Genomic DNA, 16358 nt, shown 5'->3' with positions numbered 1-16358 from the left:
GCTTCCCGCCGTAGCGCGCCCGGGAGACCTGCCGTCCGGCGAGGTCGATCGGCCGGCGGCGTCAGAGAGCCGCGGTGACGCAGATCCGCGCACCGGGCCCCTGCCCGTAGTCGAGATCGGCGCCGAGACTCTGGGCCATCGCCCGGATCAGACGGGTTCCGACGCCGGTTCCCTGCGGCTTGGCGCTGAGGTCGACGCCCGGCCCGTCGTCCTCGACGGACAGCCGGAAGTTCGACGCCTCGTGCAGGAGCCGGATGCGCACCTCGCCGGCCTCGTCCGGGCGATAGGCGTATTTGCAGGCATTGCCGACGAGTTCGGTGACGATGATGCCGACGGAAATCGCCCGGTCCGTCTTCAACCGCACGGACTCCGCCAGAAAGCTCACCTTGCGGGGCGAAGACGGGGTCGACCAGGTGGCCTGGAGTTCCTCAGCGAGCGGCAGCAGATACTCGGCCATGTCGATGGTGGCGATGTCGTCGGAATTGTACAGCCGGCGATGCACCTGGGCGATCGCGGCGATGCGCTGCTGGGTGTCCCTGAGGGCGGACTTCGCCTCCTCGCTGCCGACCGCGGAAGCCTGGATGTTGACGAAGGCCGACAGGATCTGCAGGCTGTTGGCGACCCGGTGGTTCGCCTCCTTCACCATCGCCGCCAGGCGTTCGTTCGAGGCCCGCAGCGCCTGCTCCGCCTCGTCCTTCGCAGCCACCAGCGCCTGGCGTTCGAGCGACTGGCGAAAGCTCGAGGCGAGAAGATCGAAGAAGTCCTCGCCGACGGTCTTCACCACGTAGTCCGTGGCGCCCGCCTTCAGCGCCGCGACCGCGACGCTCGTCTCCTCGGAGCCGGTGACGTAGACGACCGGCGGAGGCGACGGCAGCGCCCCGATCATCGCCAGGGCATCGAGCCCCGTCTTGCCGGGCATGTAGTGATCGATCGCGACGAGATCGAAGCCGCCTTCGCAAAGCCGGGCGACACCACTGTCGGCATCGGCGGCCGTCTCCACTTCGAAGCCGCGGCGCGAAAGCCTGCGGCTCGTCAGCAGCCGAAGGCCTTCGTCGTCGTCGATGTAGAGAACACGCGGCATCTTGCCCGATTTTCCCCCAGCGGAGCCCCCGAGTGGCTCGACCGATGTCGTCAGCGATTGGCCCGCCAGCGGCGCGCCTCGAGGAATGGTGTTATAAATCAGACTGTTGCAGATAAATCAAAGCCCCGCGCCTCAATCCACCTCGGGCTCCGGCACCTGGATCACCGACAGGAACAGGCCGAGTTGACGGATCGCCTGGGCGAAGGTCTCGTAGTTCACCGGCTTGGTGATGTAGACGTTTGCGCCGAGATCGTAGCAGCGCTCGATCTCCACCTTGTCGTCGGTGGTCGTCAAAACGACGACGGGCGTGCGCTTCAAAGGGCTGTCCGACGCCTTCATCCTTTGCAGGATGTCGATGCCGCTCATATCCGGAAGGTTGAGGTCGAGCAGCACCAGGGCGGGCCCGTTCCTGGCAGGCCCATCCGGCGCGTCGAAGAGGTAGTGCAGCGCCGCCGTGCCTTCGAGGAAGTGGCGGATCGGGTTGTTGACGCCCGCGCGGCGAATGTTCTTCTCGATCAGTCGGGCATGGCCCTCGTCATCCTCGATCATGACGATGTTGACGGTCTGATGTGAGCTCACGTGTTCGACCCCTGTTGCGGTGCGAGTGCCGTCGGCAGGGAAAGCCGGAAGATGGCGCCCTGATCGAGCACGGACTCGCAAGTAATCGTTCCACCCAATCGGTATGCCAAGGCCCGCACATGGGCAAGCCCGATCCCCTCGCCCGGCTGATCCTGGCTCCCGGACCGGCGGAAGAGATCGAAAATCCGCTCGTGATCCTTCGGATCGATGCCACGGCCGTTGTCCTCGACCTCGACCAGGACACGGCCGTTGGCCTTCTTGCCCCGGATGGTGATGCGGCCCGGCCGGTCGCGTTTGAGGTATTTGATGGCGTTTTCGACGAGATTGGAGACGATCTGCTCGACCGCCAGCCGGTCGCTCACCACGGTCGGCACCGGCTCGGTCTCGACCGTCACGCCGAGCTCGTCGACGCGATGCTGAAGACTGTCGACGATGCCGGAGACCAGGGCGTTCATGTCGACCGCCTCCGGCGCCAGCACCCGCCGCCCTTCCCGCGACAGCCGCAGGATGGCGTTGATCAACCGGTCCATCTTCTCCGTGGAGGTGCGGATGAAGCCGATCGCCTCCGGCAAGTCCTCGCGCACGGCGTACTTCGTCTCGTCCGAGACGATTTCCGGCGCCACTTCCTCGACCTTGTCGATCAATGCGTTCAGCGGCTTGATCGCCGCGTCCAGCTCGGCGGTGAATCCCATGACATTGACGAGCGGCGATCGCAGATCGTGGGAGACGATGTAGGCGAAACGCTGGATCTCGGCGTTGGCGCGCTGCAGTTCACTCGTGCGCTCGGCGACGGCGGACTCCAGATCGTCGTTTAGATCCTGGAGCTGGACGCCCGTCGTGGTGAGGGCGCGGAGCGTGCGCCGGGTCGCCCAGATGGTTCCGGCGGCGACGACGACCAGAAGGATTGCCGCAGCGATCGCGACGACCGTCGACAGATAGACGCTGCGACTGGCCGCGGCTTCGCGCACCACCAGAAGCCGGCGCTCCTCGATGGCCATCGCGTCGGAAATGTCGCGCAGTTCCTGAACGACGGCAATGTCTTCCTCGTCCAGTAGACTGGCGCCGCTGATGCCGGTTCCGCCGGCCTGCTTGTCGGCGATGGAATTGCGCACCAGCGTCAGATATTGCTGCGTCACGTTGCGAAACCGGATCAGCCGCTCGACCTGACTGCGATTGTCGGCGGTCAGACCGGCGATGCGCTCGATCTGCAACGGGATCTCCGCGGCGGTCCTCTCGAAAGTCTGGAGAAACCGCGGATCGCCTTCGAGGAGGTAGCCGCGCCGCGCCACCTCGACCCGCTCGTTCAAGCGGTTGAGATCGCCGACGGCCGCCTCGACCTCGATCGTATGCGAGACCAGGTCGCTGTAGTCCTGGCTTCGCATGAAGCTCCAGACGACGGCGACCGCGGCCACGGCGAGCATGACGAACCCGGCGGCGACGGCGAGGAATATGACGCGATTGGCGCGCCGTTGACGTGTCATCATCGGGTCGGCTGGCCCATTCGGTGGCGCGTTCCCGCCGAAACGGCGCGGGAACGGTCGCTTGAGTCTACGTTTTCAAAGGAGACGAACATGGCGTGAGACGCTACCTATCCAAGTCCATGCCGTCACTCAAGCCCGAGAGACGGGGTTGTGGCCGGAAACGCCGGGACGGTCGCCGCCATCTACTTCACGAAGACCTCGGCGCTCGCCGCGGCGCCCGTGGCATCGACCACCGAGATCGCCAGAAAGCCCGGCTCCTTCGGCCGGAAGGCCGACTGGCGCAGGAGCTGGCCCCGATCCACCGGCAGGCCGTCGACATACCAGGTGAAGGGCGGGCGACCGTTGCGGACCTTGAGATAGAGCGGTGTGGCGCTTCCCGCACCGTCGCCGAGTTCGATGCGGCTTCCCGCCGGCGGATAGACGATTTCCGGCTTCAGCCCCGCCTGGCGGCGCTCGGCCGCCCGGCCGACGCGCTTCAGGGGCGGCGGCAGGCCGGCACCGGCCGAGGCGAGAATGCCGGGCGGCGGCCCGGCGAGCCGCGTCGCCGGGCCGATCCGCGCGAAGACGTCGTGCATCACCGGCACGGCGGAGTCCTGGCCGACGAGCCCCGGCACCGGCGCCCCGTCGGGCCGACCGAGCCAGACGCCGACGACGTGTCGGCCGTCGTAGCCGATGGTCCAGGCATCGCGATAACCGTAGGACGTGCCGGTCTTGTGCGCGATCTCGCCCGGCGAGCCCTTGGTGGTGGAGGTGGCGCCGGCGATGATCGAGGTGACGTACCAAGCCGCCTGTTCGGAGAGGATGCGTCTCTGCCGGCCCGGCTCCGCGCCCGCCTGGACATGCAGCGGCACCGAAACGCCGCCATTGGCGATGCCGGCATAGAGCCGGACCAGATCCTCCAGCGTCAAGCCGAGCCCGCCGAGGCCGATGGCGAGCCCCGGCAACGACCGGTCGCCGAGTTCGGGCGTCGCGCCAGTGCGCCGGATGCGCTGGACGAGCCGGCTCGGGCCGACGGCCGACAGGAGCTCCACCGCCGGCAGGTTGCGCGACAGCTGCAGTGCCCGCCGGGCGGTGATGACGCCCTCGAACTCGTGGTCGAAATTCTGCGGCGTATAGCCGGAAAACCCGCCGGGAGAATCGTCGACGAGGCTTTCGGGATGCGCCACCCCGCGCTCAAAGGCAAGGCCGTAGATCAGCGGTTTCAGGGTCGAGCCCGGCGAGCGCAGCGCCTGCGTCAGATCGACGAAGCCCTGGCGGGAGCGATCGAAATAGTCGGGCGAGCCGACCTCGGCGAGGATTTCCCCCGTCGCATGGTCGGCAACGACGAGAGCCAGCGACACCGGGCTCTTCAGGCCGCGGGCCTTGTCCCGTGCATAGGCTTCCAGCCGTTCCTGCAGCCGCTCGTCGATCGTCAGATTGATCGGGCTGCGCTCCGGAGTTTCGGCGTGCAGCCGATCGGCGAGATGCGCCGCCAGCACCGGCATGTCGCGCCGGACGGACGGGACCGGCTCGCGCTCGGCCCTGCCGGCTTCCCGCTCGCTGAGAATGCCGAGTTCGGCCATGCGCGCCAACACGCGGTCGCGCGCAAGTCTTGCGCGTTCGGAAAAGCGATCCGGCCGGTAGCGCTCGGGCGATTGCGGCAAAGCGACGAGAAGCGCGGCTTCGGCCGCGGTCAGCCGCCTCGGCTCCTTTCCGAACAGCGACAGCGAGGCCGCGCGGATGCCCTCGACGTTGCCGCCATAGGGCGCCAGCCGAAAGTAGAGCGACAGGATCTCCGCCTTGTCGTAACGCCGTTCCAAGGCGATCGCCGTCAGCATCTGCTCGAACTTGGCCGAAAAGCTGCCGGTCGGCAGATTCTCCAGCATCCGCGCCACCTGCATGGTCAGCGTCGAGCCGCCGGAGACGATGCGGCCGTGGCGGGCCGACTGCCAGACGGCACGCAGCAGCGCCAGCGGGTCGATGCCGCCGTGGTCGAGGAAGCGGCGGTCTTCCCAGGCGAGCAGCATCTTCAAAAAGCGCGGATCGACGTCGCCGCCGGAGGCGGCGAGCCGCCAGCGGCCGTCATGGACGGGAAACGCCCGGAGCAGCATGCCCTCGCGGCCGACCACCTCGACGCCCACCGCCGGCGCCGCGATCGCCGCGACGCGGCGGGACACCGCCCGTTCGAAGGCGGAGTAGGACCACAGGCCGGCGACGAGAAGGAGGAGCAGGCCGACGAGACCGGCCTGGGCCGTGCGGCGCAGGGCGGACATGTCAGACGATCCGGCCGGCGAGAGGGCCGTCGAGAACCGGACATATCCGCGTCGGCGTCACCGCTCGAACGCCATTGCCCGGGTCGACGAACCGTCCACCAAGAGGCGCTAACGTCTCCAAGTCGTCCTCCCCGGCCTTGTCCCAGGGATCCATCGCCGCCGGCGAGGTGGCACGGCCGTCGGCGAGAGATGGCTTTTTCGGGATCTTGTGGCGGACATTGCAGTCGATCTTCGGGACGAGCCCGAGGATGACGGCGGCATTCGCGAACCGCCCCGCCGGTGCACACCGCGTATCGTCACGCGGCGCCGATGGACCGGAAGCCGAGTCCGGGCCCCCGGTCGTGCCCTGTCCCGCCAACCTCCTCACCGAAGCGGCCCGATGACCGTCACCCGGCCGGCGTCGGTGCGACCGCGGCGGCTCGGATCGTACATGTTCTCGATCGTCGCCGCCGGATGCTCGAACTCGCCGGGCGCGACGGCCCGGACGATATAGGCGAAGCGCCGCGTCGCCGTGTCGTTCGGGCCCTGGTCGATCGCCGCCAGGAACCGGTCGGCGCGGAACTCGGTGTGCGCCGCCTCGCCGGAAAGCTCCAGCCAGTCGAGGGTGGCGACGTCGCCGACGCGCAGGATCGCCGGGTTGTCGATGGAAAAGCCGGCCGGCAGAGGGTCGTCGAGCATCAGCCGGGCCGGGCCGACGTCGAGCGGCGTCACCTCGTCGACGACCACCAGCCGGTCGCTCTGACCGATGCGGGACGGATCCGCGGGCTCGCCTTCGAGCGTGTAGTAGCTGCGCGCGACGGCATAGCCGTTGCTCGATGCGGGCGGCGCGACCTCGGGCACGCCGCGGATCGTCACTTCCGCCGAAACCGGCGTCGCGGCCCGGTTGGCGATGTCGATTCCGGCCGCGACGTCGTCCCCGTCGAGCGAGGCGGAGTAAGGACCCTCGATCTCTTTTCCGGCCACCGTCAGCTTCGGCGGATTGCGGCCCAGCAGCGCATGGGCGGCGAGCAGCGACCACGCGTCCTCCTGGGTCGAGGTGTAGCGCTGGCTGCGGCGCTGGGCGTTCACCTTGGTGACCAGTTCGTCGAAGGAAACGCCGTCGACCGCCGTTTCGAGGCCGAGGGTCAGAACGGCCGCATCGTCGCGCAGCGCCGTGCCGTAGTCCGAGCGCGCGACGTTGGACTGGGGCGTCATGGTGTCGTCGATCGAATCCCGGAACACCCGCTCGGCGCGGATCCGATCGCCGTAGAGCGCCAGAGCCGCGGCCATCTGCGCCTTCGACAGGGGGGTCGGGAAGCCCGCCAACTCGTTGTCGGCATAGTAGCGCAGGTCGCCGATCGAAGCCCTGCCGTTGCGGGCGAGGACGTAATAGGCGTAGGCCACCGGCCCCCAGTCGGGCTTTTCGGGCAGGTAGGAAAGGCTGTTGCGCAGATTGTCGACGGCGAGGGTGGAGCCTTCTTCGGGCACGTCGTAGCCGGCCTCGCGCGCCCGCGTGAGGAAGTCGGTGACGTAGGCGTCGAGCCAGAGGTCGCCATAGCCGGGGCCCCAGAGGCCGAAGGAGCCGTTCGAGGCCTGGTTGGAGAGAACGCCGGCGATCGCGTCGTTCACCCGCTTCTTCACGTCCTCCCCGTTTCCGAGACCGGCCGAGAGGATCGTCTGGTCGAGATAGACCAGCGGCATCGCCCGCGAGGTCAGCTGCTCGGTGCAGCCATAGGGATAGCGGTCGAGGCCGCGCACCACCCCGGCGACGTCGAACTCGGCGGCGCCGGTGATCGAGATGGTCGCCGACGCGGTTCCGGGTACGTAGCCGGAAAAGAGCTGCGGATCGAGGCCGAGCCGGCCGCCATTCGCCGCGATGGCGAGCCGCGACTTGTCGACCTCCTTCGGAGCGTTGGAGCGGACCGGCAGGACGAGGGTCTTGCGCAGCGTTTCGCCCGACGGCGTCACGAGCGCCACCTCGATCGTCGCCTCGCCGATCGATTCTCCCGTCACCGGCACGAGCACCCGCTCGCGGCCGCCCTCGGCGAGCGTCAGCCTGGTCTCCTCGTCGGCGCCGAGCGAGACGATCGAGCCGCCGCCGCGCAGCGACAGCGTCGCCTCGCCGGCCGGTCCCTCGACATGGGTCACGTCGACCGCCAGCCGCGAGGTGTCGCCGGGCGCGAGGAACGCCGGACGGCTCACCGCGACGACGATCGGATCGCGGACCACCATGTCGCGGCTGGCTTCGCCGACGGCCGAGGGCGACCAGGCGATGGCCATCAGCTTCAGCGTGCCGTTGAAGTCGGGGATGTCGAGGGCAACGGTGGCGCGGCCCTCCGAATCCACGGCGACCGGGCCGGAATAGAGCGAGACCAGCTCGTCCATCGGTGGCGGGCTCTCGTAGCTCGCCCCGGCATCGCCGCCCGAGCGCACCGTGCCCGGCGCCCCGGCCATCCGGTCGATCAGCTTGGAATAGAGATCGCGGATCTCGACGCCGAGCCGCCGCTGGCCGAAATAATAGCCCTTCGGCGACGGCGGCTCGAAACCGGTGACGTTCAGAATGCCGACGTCGACGGCCGCCAGCGTGACGTAGGCGGTCTCGCCGGCGGCGACGCCGTCGATCTTGATGCCGATCTCCTCGGTCCGCCGCGGCGTGATCTTTTCCGGCGCGTCGATCGCGACGGACAGGGCCAGATCACCCGGCTCGACGGTGACGTGGGCGATGCCGATCGCCCGGCCCGGCATGCGCTTGGCAGCAAGATCCATCGGCCGGTAGACCACCGCCGCGACATAGGCGCCGGGCCCCCAGTCGCGGGTGACCGGCAGATCGACGGTGCCGCCGTCTGCGGGAATGTCGGCGGTCTGTCGCGCGACGATCCGCTCGTCCATGACGAAGATCTCGGCCTTGCCGGCAAAGCGCGGCTCGATCTTCACCCTGGCCGTCTCGCCGACACTGTAGGACGGCTTGTCCAGCGAAACCTGCGCGACGTCCGGCGTGTCGAGCGAGGTGGCCGAGACGTACCAGCCGGCGTCGAAGGTGAGGCTCGCCGGGACGGCGACGCCCGACGGATCGACGACGGAAAGCTCGTATTCGCCCCATTCGACCGGCAGCGACAGCGCCGCGGGCTCGTTCGTTCCGGCGTCGAGCGTTCCGCTGGCGACGCGCGAGGCGGACTTCACCGGCTCGTAGTTCCACGAGCCGGAAGTCTGATACCACTGGAAGTCGACGCGAACCTTCTTCAGTTCCCACGTCAGCCCGGACGCGGCGACCCGTTGGCCGTCCGCGTCGATGGCGATGACGTCGAATCCGGCCTCAGAGCCTTCCGGCACCGAGCCGGCGAAGCGCGGCTTGAGGCCGATCCGCTGGCTCGAGCCAGCCACCGGCAGGCTCCTCGCCCGCTCCACCGGCTTGCCGCTGGCGTCGACGATGCGCAGTTGCAGCTCGGCCGAGAGCGGCCGCGTCGTCGCCGGCGGCTCGAAGGCGGCCATCGAAAGCTCCGCCTTGCCGTCCGCATCGGTGCGTGCCGCGTCGAAGGGCTGGCGCGTCGCCGTCACCGCGTCGCTGGAAAGGCCGAAGGAATAGCCGGGATAGGCCGCGATACCGGAGGAGGCCGTCAGCACCGCCTCGCCGTTCACCTCGAGATCGCCGGCGGGCGCGCCGAAAAGATAGCGCGCATCGACCGTGACGCTCGGCGGCGACGCCGGATCGAGAGCCTCGGCGGCGGTCGCGATGTCGAAGTCGATCTTCTCGGGCTCGAAGTCCTCGACGAGGAAGCTCGTCTCGGCCAGCGCCGGCTGCTTGGGATCGGTGTGGAGCGCGACCTTCCAAAGGCCGCGCATCGCCCCGCCCGGCACGGCGAGATCGAAGGCGTAACCGCCGGCCGCGAAGTCCGAGACGTTTCGGCGCGAGAACTCGACGCCGTCCGGCCGTTTAACGATTTCGGTGAGGGAGAGGCCGGCCATCGCCTTGCCCGCCGCATCGCGGGCGAGCGCATTGAAATGTGCCGTGTCGCCGGCCCGGTAGATGCCGCGATCGGCGGTCAGGAACACGTCGATCGGCCCTGCCGGGGCGCGGCCGTCGACGCCGCGGTCGGTGAGGTCGAAAGGCGTGTCGCCGACATTGAGGAAGACGAAATCGGCTCCCTTCTTCGCCACGATCAGCGACGGCCGGTCGCCGCCGGTGCCGCGCATCAGCCCCGCCGGCAGGCGCAGATGGCCGTCGGCGTCGCTGGTTCCCTCTCCGAGGATCTGATTGTTGGCGGCGATCAGCTCGACCGAAACGTCGCGCAGCGGCGCGGCACTGCCGAGCGAACGGGCGACGACGTAGAAGCCGTCGACGGCGGAGAAGGTCGACAGGCCGATATCGGACACGACGAACCACTGGGTGGCGAGCTGGTCCGGATATTGCGGGCCGTTCTTCGCCTTGGCCGACAGCACGTAGACGCCGGGCTTCATCTCTCCGGCGATCTCTGAGACCGGGATCGCGGTGGTCGTCTCCGCATTGGTCTCGCGTTGCACCGAGACGGTCCCGGTCCACACGTCCTCGCCGCTCTCGCCGGAGATCTCGTCGATCTGCCATTGCGACAGGGCCTTGAGGAACTGGCCGCTCGACAAAGCGCCGGTGAGGCCGCGTTCGCCGATCCGCTGGACCTTCGCTTCGATCGTGTCGGCATTGACCGTGACCACGGGGATCGTGGCGTTGCCGCCGGACGGCAGGACATAGGCGTTCACGGCAAAGCGCACCGCCGGGTCGCGGTCGCGGACATAGACCGACAACTCGGCCGCCTTCGTCAGCGTCTCGCCGTCGACGGAGGTGATGCCGGGCCGGGCGACGATGCGGTAGCGCTCGCCGTGCTTCACCCCGTCCACGCACATCTGCGAACCGTCGGCGGTCACGGGCAGGGCGTCGCCGTCCTCGATGGCGAGATAGTCGCCGGGATTTTCCGAACTCGTCAGCGTGCGCGAGAGCTGGTCGGAGAAGGTCAGGCAGATGCGCGGGCTCGCGGCATTGTTGTCGACGGTGTGCTCGACGATCCGGAATCCGTGGGAGGCGACGACGGATGCAAGGCGGGTCTCGACCTCCGGATCGCTCGCCATGGCGATGCTCCGGCGATAGGCGCGGATCGCCGATTTCCAGTTTTCCTCGGCCTCGAAGCTTCCGGCGATGGCCGCGAGCGCAGCGGCCTTTTCCCCGTCGCCGTCGGCGGTGAGATAGGCGTTGACGGCCGCGTTCTTGCGCAAGGCCGCGTTCTGCCGCTGCTCGTCGTAGTCGCTGGGCTGGTAGGCGAGCGCGGCGGAGGCGAGGCTCTGCCAGGCGTCCCGGTCGAGCGGTTCGCGCTTCAGCACCTCCCGCCACAGGCGGATCGCCTCGGGAAAGGCCAGCGCCGACTGCGCCCGGCTGGCGAGGCCGGCGGCGGGAACGGCGGCGAGTTCCTCGTCGCGCTCGGCCCCGGCAAGCTCAAGCCGGTAGCGATTCGCCGCCTCGACGCCGGCGGTGGGGATGAAGTCGAGTTCCTTCGCGCGGGCAGCCACCGTCGTCTCGTCGACGGCCGGAGCTTCGACGATCTCGCCGGAGACGGCGCCGGCGACCCGGCGCAACTCGCCCACGCCGTCCTTCAGGAAGCACCACCGGCTGCGCTCGTTGATGGTGAAGGCCTTGCAGCGCCTGTCCGCCTTGCAGGCCGCCGAGCAACCGTCGAGGTCGGTGTTCTTCAGGATGTCGTAGTCGCGGCCGAAATAGTCCGCGTCGCGCGTGACCACCACGTTGCGCTCGCCGCTCGCCTGGGCGAAGGCGGCCGAAAGGCCGGCACCGAAAAGGACGGTGAAGGCCAGAGCCTTGAGACAAAAACCGCCGAACCCTTGCACGGATCGACTCTCCCAACGTCAGTTTCGCCCCGAGCGTTCATTACGACGAAGCAAGGTCGGCGACTAGTCGATGCCGGCAAAAGATTCGGTGATCGCACGAGCGGCCGGCGAAACGGCCATCCGGCGGTCGCGGGAGGCGCGGTTTCGAAGCGCCGCCGACGCTTGCCCGATTTTCCGCCGAGGGGCTTTTCGGGCGGTACTGCGCAAAATCGGCTCTGGGCTTTTCACTCGTCGGGCATCGGTCGAGACGACCGGCACGCAAGACGCCAAGGTCGACAGACCGGCACCGATCAAACCCTCAGGAGAGCCCGACAATGATCCGCAACACCCTCATCGCCCTCGCCACCGTCGTCGTCGCCGGCACCGCCCTTTCGGCCCCGGCCAGTGCCAAGAGCTGGCACAAGCCGCACTACGGCTACGACACCGTCCGCTACGAGAAGGTCTGCCACGTCGAAAAGCAGAAGGTCTTCGCCGGCTACGACGAGTGCGGCAACAAGCTCTGGGTCTGGAAGCGCGTCAAGTCCTGCCACTGAGCCGAACCGATCCGTCTTCCCGCTGTCCGGCCATGCCCCGTCACCGGTCCCCCTCCCCGCCGCTCACGAGGGGCCGGCCAGCCCACGGAAACCGCCCCGTCCTCCCCGGGGCGGTTTTCGCCGTTTCGGCCGGCCATCTGCGGCGGCGGACGGATCGACCGACATCCGGGGCTTCCCGCGTCCCGCTGCTTTTGCAATAGATCGCCGATCGGTTTGAAGGAAAGCATCGGGCGTTCGTGGCGCAGAAGGTGAAATTGTCGACCATCGCGGAGGCCCTCGGGCTGTCGACCGCGACCGTGTCGCTGGCGCTGAGGGACAGCCCGCTGGTGGCGGACGTGACCCGCGAGCGGATCAAGGAGGCCGCCCGCGAGCTCGGCTACATCTACAATCGCCGCGCCGCCTCGCTTCGAACCTCGCGGTCGGGAATCGTCGGGGTCTGCGTCCACGACGTGATGAATCCCTTCTACGGCGAGATCCTTCGCTCGATCGAGAGCGAACTCGACCGGAACCGCCAGACCTTCATCCTGTGCAACCACCATGACGACCTGTCGAAGCAGCGCGCCTTCGTCGACACGCTGCTGCAGCTCGGCGCCGACGGGCTGATCCTGTCGCCGGCGCTGGGCACGCCGGCGGCCGACATCGGCCTTGCCGAGGAGAACGGCCTGCCGGTGATCCTCATCGCCCGCACGATCGAGGGCGCGGGCGTCCACGGATTTCGCGGCGACGACGCCTATGGGATAGGCCTTGCCGTCGATCACCTGGTCTCGCTCGGCCACCGGTCGATCGCGATGATCGGCGGCACCAGAGCCACTTCCACCGGCCGGGAGCGGGAGACGGGCTATCTGGACGGCCTGCATCGCGCCGAGATCTCATTCCGGCCGGAGTGGCGGATCGAGGGCCCGCGCGACCGCCACTCCGGCTTCGATTCCGCCGCGACTTTCCTGGCTCTCGCCGAACGCCCGACGGCGATCGTCTGCTTTTCCGATCTCGTCGCCCTCGGCCTCATGTACGGCCTCGCCCGCGGCGGCGTCAGGCCGGGCGTCGACATTGCCGTCGTCGGTTACGACGACATCGAGGAGGCGGCCATCGCGACGCCGCCGCTGACCACCGTCTCCAACGGCCAGAGCGAGGTCGGCGAGCGCGCCGCCAGCGCCCTGCTCGAACGGCTGAGCGGAACCCCGGCGATGGAGCACACGACGCTGATCAGGCCGGAACTGAAGGTGCGCCGGTCCTGCGGCGCCGCCGGCGAAGACTGAAGCTGCGCTTGAAGCCCGGGTTTCGCGCCTGGCTTGCGGACGCCTTCCCACAAGGCTTTCCAGCGCAGAAGATGGCCTCGACCTGCGGCTTCTGCCGGAAAGGATCACGCCAAATTCATAACGAAAGATGACGATCGCCGCGCAGTCTCAACGTTCGGTTAAGCTTTTCGGGTGGATAATCGGGTTCAGTCAATTTTAACGGAAATGAGCCCATGAATTTCACGGCCACCGTTCTCGGCACCGGCGTCGCGGCTCTCGTCCTGGTCGCCAAGCTCCAGGCAGCTCCGGAGCCGGGCGCCAGCCTCGGTGCGCCCCTCGTCGGACCCGGCGTCGTCACCGTGGATCCGACGATGGTCGGATCCGTCCGGGCGAGCGACGCCAAGCCTTCCGCCATGCGGCTGATCGATCTCAGATCGGGTGAGAGCTGCAAGATCCTCGGAAGCCGGCCGAACTCGGGCGCGTTCGAGCCCGCGCCGCTGCTGCCCGACTGCAGCTCTTCGCAGCTTTCGCGCGTGTCGCAGTGGCGGGCCGAAAGCGACGGTACGCTGGAGATGGCCGACACCCACGGCGAGACGGTGATGCGTTTCATGCCGGGAGACGGCGTGCTCTACGAATCCGTCTATCCGTCCGACGCGCTGGTGACGATCGTTCCGGCGAAGGGCTGAGCCGCCTCCGTCGTCTTCCGTCAACCCGGCATGATGAGCCGAGGCGGGGCTGTCGTGCGGCCTCTCGATGTCGTTCTTCGAGACCGCGCCGGACGCCGCGTCCTATTTGCTCAGCCGCGTCGACAGGACGGCGGCGGTATTGACGGTCGTCAGCGCCGGGGTGACGACGCCGCTGAGCGCGTCGAGGGCCTGCTTGACGGGGACAAAGGGGGCGGTCGCGACATAGAGCATGTCGCCGTCGTGGATCCGGAAGTCCTGGGCGTGGAGCAGGCCGGAGGGCTGGCGCAGGTCGAAGCGGTAGATCACCGGGATCTCGCCGGCGAGGCGGGTGGCGTCCTCGCCCGGGGCGGCGCGGGTGAAGGCCTGGCCCTCGTAGCGGGCGACCATCTCCGCCCCCGGCTCGCGGCGCAGCACGAAGACGCCTTTCGGGTTGGCGAGGGCGGGGTTCAGCCCGCCGACCTGGGCGAGCGCCTCGGCCAGCGACATCTCGTAGCCCTGCAGCGGCAGCTGGTCGCTCTTGCCGGTCGCGCCCAGCGCCACGTAGGTGCGCGGCTGGCGGGTCAGGAGAACGACGTCGCCGGGCCGCACATAGACGTCCTCGGTCGGATCGTTGACGAGTTCGGAGAACGGCATCTGCACCGTCCGGCCGCCGCGGGTCAGCGACACGGCGGTCTCGTAGATCGGCGTCTTCGGCCCGCCCACCCGGGCGATCAGGTCGAGGATCTTCAGCCCCGAAGCCGGGATCGGCACCGAGGCGCCCTGCACCGCGTCGCCGGTCACCGTCACCGCGGTCGAATTGCCCTGCGAAACGGCGACGACGGCCTGCGGCTCGATCGCCCGGTCTCTCAGAGCCGCGACGATGCGTTGCTCGACGGCCGAAGCGGTCGAGCCGGCGACCCGGACGCGGCCGGCATAGGGAATGGTGATCGAGCCGTCGCGGGCGACCTGCTGCTCGGGCAGGTGCACCGAGGACGAGCCCTGGCCGCCGGCGTTCAGCGAGGAGAACAGCCCGCCGACGCCGGCCTCGAACAGCGTCACCTGGACGACGTCGCCGACGCCGATGCCGGTGTCGGAGGGCAGCGACCGGCTGGCGATGCCGCGAAAGCTCGGCCGCGGCTCCTCATGCTGATAGGCGAGGACGGCGTCGTCGACCGGCACGAGGAGATAGCCGTCTCGCCACTGCACCGCCTTTTCGTCGACGTTGCCGACGAAGGCGCCGGCCGTCGGCCCCGCCGAGGGCAGCGCCGCACAGCCGGACAGAAGCCCCGCCGCCAGCACCGCCAGAACCAGCCCGGCCCCGCCACGCCGATGCGGACCGGCCCGACCGGCCATCCCGCCAAACGCCATCGTCCTGGCCGTCATTCAAGTCCCCCGGTTCCATCGACGTGTCCGCGACGGCGCTCCCGCGCCGCACGCTTCACCCCGACGTCCGAAGCGACCTCGTCCCCCGACGCGCTCGCTTCGACATGCCGTATCGCTGCCCCCGCAGCAGTTCCGGGCGCAAGAGTATCCCAACGGCCCGTCAGGTACAGGCCGCAAATCAGCGCAGTGACGTTTTCGTCCGCGGCTGTGCGCGATTTGACACAACCGCTGCCCGCCTCCAAAGCTTTCGCGGCCGCGCCTGAATGCTCCGCCGCCGGGCGAGACTTGCACGGTCGCGACCATCTGCTATGCGTGCTGCAAAGCAACATCGGCAGACGCGAATTCCACGTGCCGACGGCCGGCGTTGTCTGTTCCGCCGATTTTCCGTAAGGGAACGGCCTTCTTCGGTAAGAACGAGCGAGCCCGCATTGACCCTTGCAGAGCTGACCGCGATTGCCCTGAAGGGCGGCGAAGAGATACTCGCGATCTACGGAACGGCCTTCGACACACGGACGAAAGCCGACGCTTCGCCGGTAACCGAGGCCGACATCCGATGCGAGGCGGCGTTGAAGCCGCTGCTGGCGAAGCTGGCGCCGGACATCGTCGTCGTCGCGGAAGAAGCCGTTTCGGCCGGCCATGTGCCGCAAGAGGCCGACCGCCTGTTTCTGGTCGATCCGCTCGACGGGACGAAGGAATTCGTCAACCGCAACGGCGACTTCACGGTCAACATCGCCCTCGTCGAAGACGGCGTGCCGATCGCCGGCGTCGTCTACGCCCCCGCCCTCAGCAAGCTGTGGGCGGGTTCCGTCGGCGAAGGTGCCTTCACGGCGGAGGTCGCCGACGGCACGCTCGGTGAGCGTCGGGCGATCGCCGCCCGCAAGGCGCCGCGGCGGCTCGTCGCCGTCGGCAGCCGCTCGCACGGCTCTGCCGAGACGGAAGAATGGCTGAAGCGCTACGACGTCGAGCGCTTCGTCTCCCGCGGGTCGTCGCTGAAATTCTGCCTCGTCGCCGAGGGAGAGGCGGACGTCTACCCCCGGCTCGGCCGGACCATGGAATGGGACACGGCCGCCGGCGACGCCGTGCTTCGGGCCGCCGGCGGAATGGTCACCACCCTCGACGGCGCACCGCTTCGCTACGGCAAGCGCCGGCAGGAAGACGACGTCGACTTCGCCAATCCGCACTTCGTCGCCTTCGCCGACCCTCTGCTCGCCACGAAATTGGCGGACGATGGTTTCTGAGAGTTTCGATCATTCGCCGTGGCGCCATGGCGATTTCGAACCCGCCGTCTTATCGCCGGAATGAAGG

The 16358-nt window shown here is 68.6% G+C and carries 10 protein-coding genes; 4 read left to right on the top strand and 6 right to left on the bottom strand.

The window, feature by feature from the left end; genetic code table 11:
* Nucleotides 1-61: 61 nt before the first annotated feature.
* From LZD57_RS00110 to LZD57_RS00090, 5 genes are all read right to left on the bottom strand, one after another.
* A complete protein-coding gene (locus tag LZD57_RS00110) occupies nucleotides 62-1081 on the bottom strand; it encodes a sensor histidine kinase (RefSeq protein ID WP_233717083.1) in 1020 nt (339 codons plus the stop codon).
* 132 nt (nucleotides 1082-1213) lie between these two features.
* The gene (locus LZD57_RS00105) at nucleotides 1214-1630 is read right to left on the bottom strand and encodes a response regulator (RefSeq protein WP_255699715.1); all 417 of its coding nucleotides are present in this window, start codon (nucleotides 1628-1630) and stop codon (nucleotides 1214-1216) included.
* A 26-nt stretch (nucleotides 1631-1656) separates the two neighbouring features.
* Nucleotides 1657-3141 (bottom strand): sensor histidine kinase, encoded by a 1485-nt coding sequence (locus LZD57_RS00100; RefSeq protein ID WP_233717081.1) that lies wholly within the window; start codon nucleotides 3139-3141, stop codon nucleotides 1657-1659.
* A 182-nt stretch (nucleotides 3142-3323) separates the two neighbouring features.
* Entirely contained in the window at nucleotides 3324-5393 is a 2070-nt protein-coding gene (gene pbpC, locus LZD57_RS00095; protein ID WP_233717080.1) for a penicillin-binding protein 1C, read from the bottom strand.
* A 363-nt stretch (nucleotides 5394-5756) separates the two neighbouring features.
* Complete coding sequence (locus LZD57_RS00090; RefSeq protein WP_233717079.1) at nucleotides 5757-11237, bottom strand: alpha-2-macroglobulin family protein; 5481 nt, start codon at nucleotides 11235-11237, stop codon at nucleotides 5757-5759.
* Nucleotides 11238-11551: 314 nt separating this feature from the next.
* On the opposite strand from LZD57_RS00090, the gene LZD57_RS00085 reads away from it, so the two are divergent.
* The 3 genes from LZD57_RS00085 (at nucleotide 11552) to LZD57_RS00075 (ending at nucleotide 13691) form a co-directional block, all read left to right on the top strand.
* The gene (locus LZD57_RS00085) at nucleotides 11552-11770 is read left to right on the top strand and encodes a hypothetical protein (protein WP_233717078.1); all 219 of its coding nucleotides are present in this window, start codon (nucleotides 11552-11554) and stop codon (nucleotides 11768-11770) included.
* A 236-nt stretch (nucleotides 11771-12006) separates the two neighbouring features.
* Nucleotides 12007-13026, top strand: coding sequence for a LacI family DNA-binding transcriptional regulator (locus tag LZD57_RS00080; RefSeq protein ID WP_233717077.1), 1020 nt, complete (start codon nucleotides 12007-12009; stop codon nucleotides 13024-13026).
* A 212-nt stretch (nucleotides 13027-13238) separates the two neighbouring features.
* On the top strand, nucleotides 13239-13691 hold the full coding sequence (locus LZD57_RS00075) for a hypothetical protein (protein WP_233717076.1): 453 nt from the start codon (nucleotides 13239-13241) through the stop codon (nucleotides 13689-13691).
* 102 nt (nucleotides 13692-13793) lie between these two features.
* Here LZD57_RS00075 and LZD57_RS00070 read toward each other — a convergent pair whose 3' ends face one another.
* Nucleotides 13794-15053, bottom strand: coding sequence for a polysaccharide biosynthesis/export family protein (locus tag LZD57_RS00070; protein ID WP_233717075.1), 1260 nt, complete (start codon nucleotides 15051-15053; stop codon nucleotides 13794-13796).
* Between the two features lie 428 nt (nucleotides 15054-15481).
* Here LZD57_RS00070 and cysQ point away from each other — a divergent pair, with 428 nt between their 5' ends.
* On the top strand, nucleotides 15482-16291 hold the full coding sequence (cysQ, locus tag LZD57_RS00065; protein WP_233717074.1) for a 3'(2'),5'-bisphosphate nucleotidase CysQ: 810 nt from the start codon (nucleotides 15482-15484) through the stop codon (nucleotides 16289-16291).
* The last annotated feature ends 67 nt before the right edge of the window (nucleotides 16292-16358 follow it).

It is taken from the genome of Jiella avicenniae (assembly GCF_021390325.1).
Classification (GTDB): domain Bacteria; phylum Pseudomonadota; class Alphaproteobacteria; order Rhizobiales; family Rhizobiaceae; genus Jiella; species Jiella avicenniae.
This window is presented reverse-complemented; position numbering and strand designations above follow the sequence as displayed.

Excerpts from the sequence above, each read along its gene's own strand:
- LZD57_RS00110 (WP_233717083.1), bottom strand. The coding sequence starts at position 1,081 with ATGCCGCGTGTTCTCTACATCGACGACGACGAAGGCCTTCGGCTGCTG.
- LZD57_RS00105 (WP_255699715.1), bottom strand. The coding sequence starts at position 1,630 with ATGATCGAGGATGACGAGGGCCATGCCCGACTGATCGAGAAGAACATT.
- LZD57_RS00100 (WP_233717081.1), bottom strand. The coding sequence starts at position 3,141 with ATGACACGTCAACGGCGCGCCAATCGCGTCATATTCCTCGCCGTCGCC.
- pbpC (WP_233717080.1), bottom strand. The coding sequence starts at position 5,393 with ATGTCCGCCCTGCGCCGCACGGCCCAGGCCGGTCTCGTCGGCCTGCTC.
- LZD57_RS00085 (WP_233717078.1), top strand. The coding sequence starts at position 11,552 with ATGATCCGCAACACCCTCATCGCCCTCGCCACCGTCGTCGTCGCCGGC.
- LZD57_RS00075 (WP_233717076.1), top strand. The coding sequence starts at position 13,239 with ATGAATTTCACGGCCACCGTTCTCGGCACCGGCGTCGCGGCTCTCGTC.
- LZD57_RS00070 (WP_233717075.1), bottom strand. The coding sequence starts at position 15,053 with ATGACGGCCAGGACGATGGCGTTTGGCGGGATGGCCGGTCGGGCCGGT.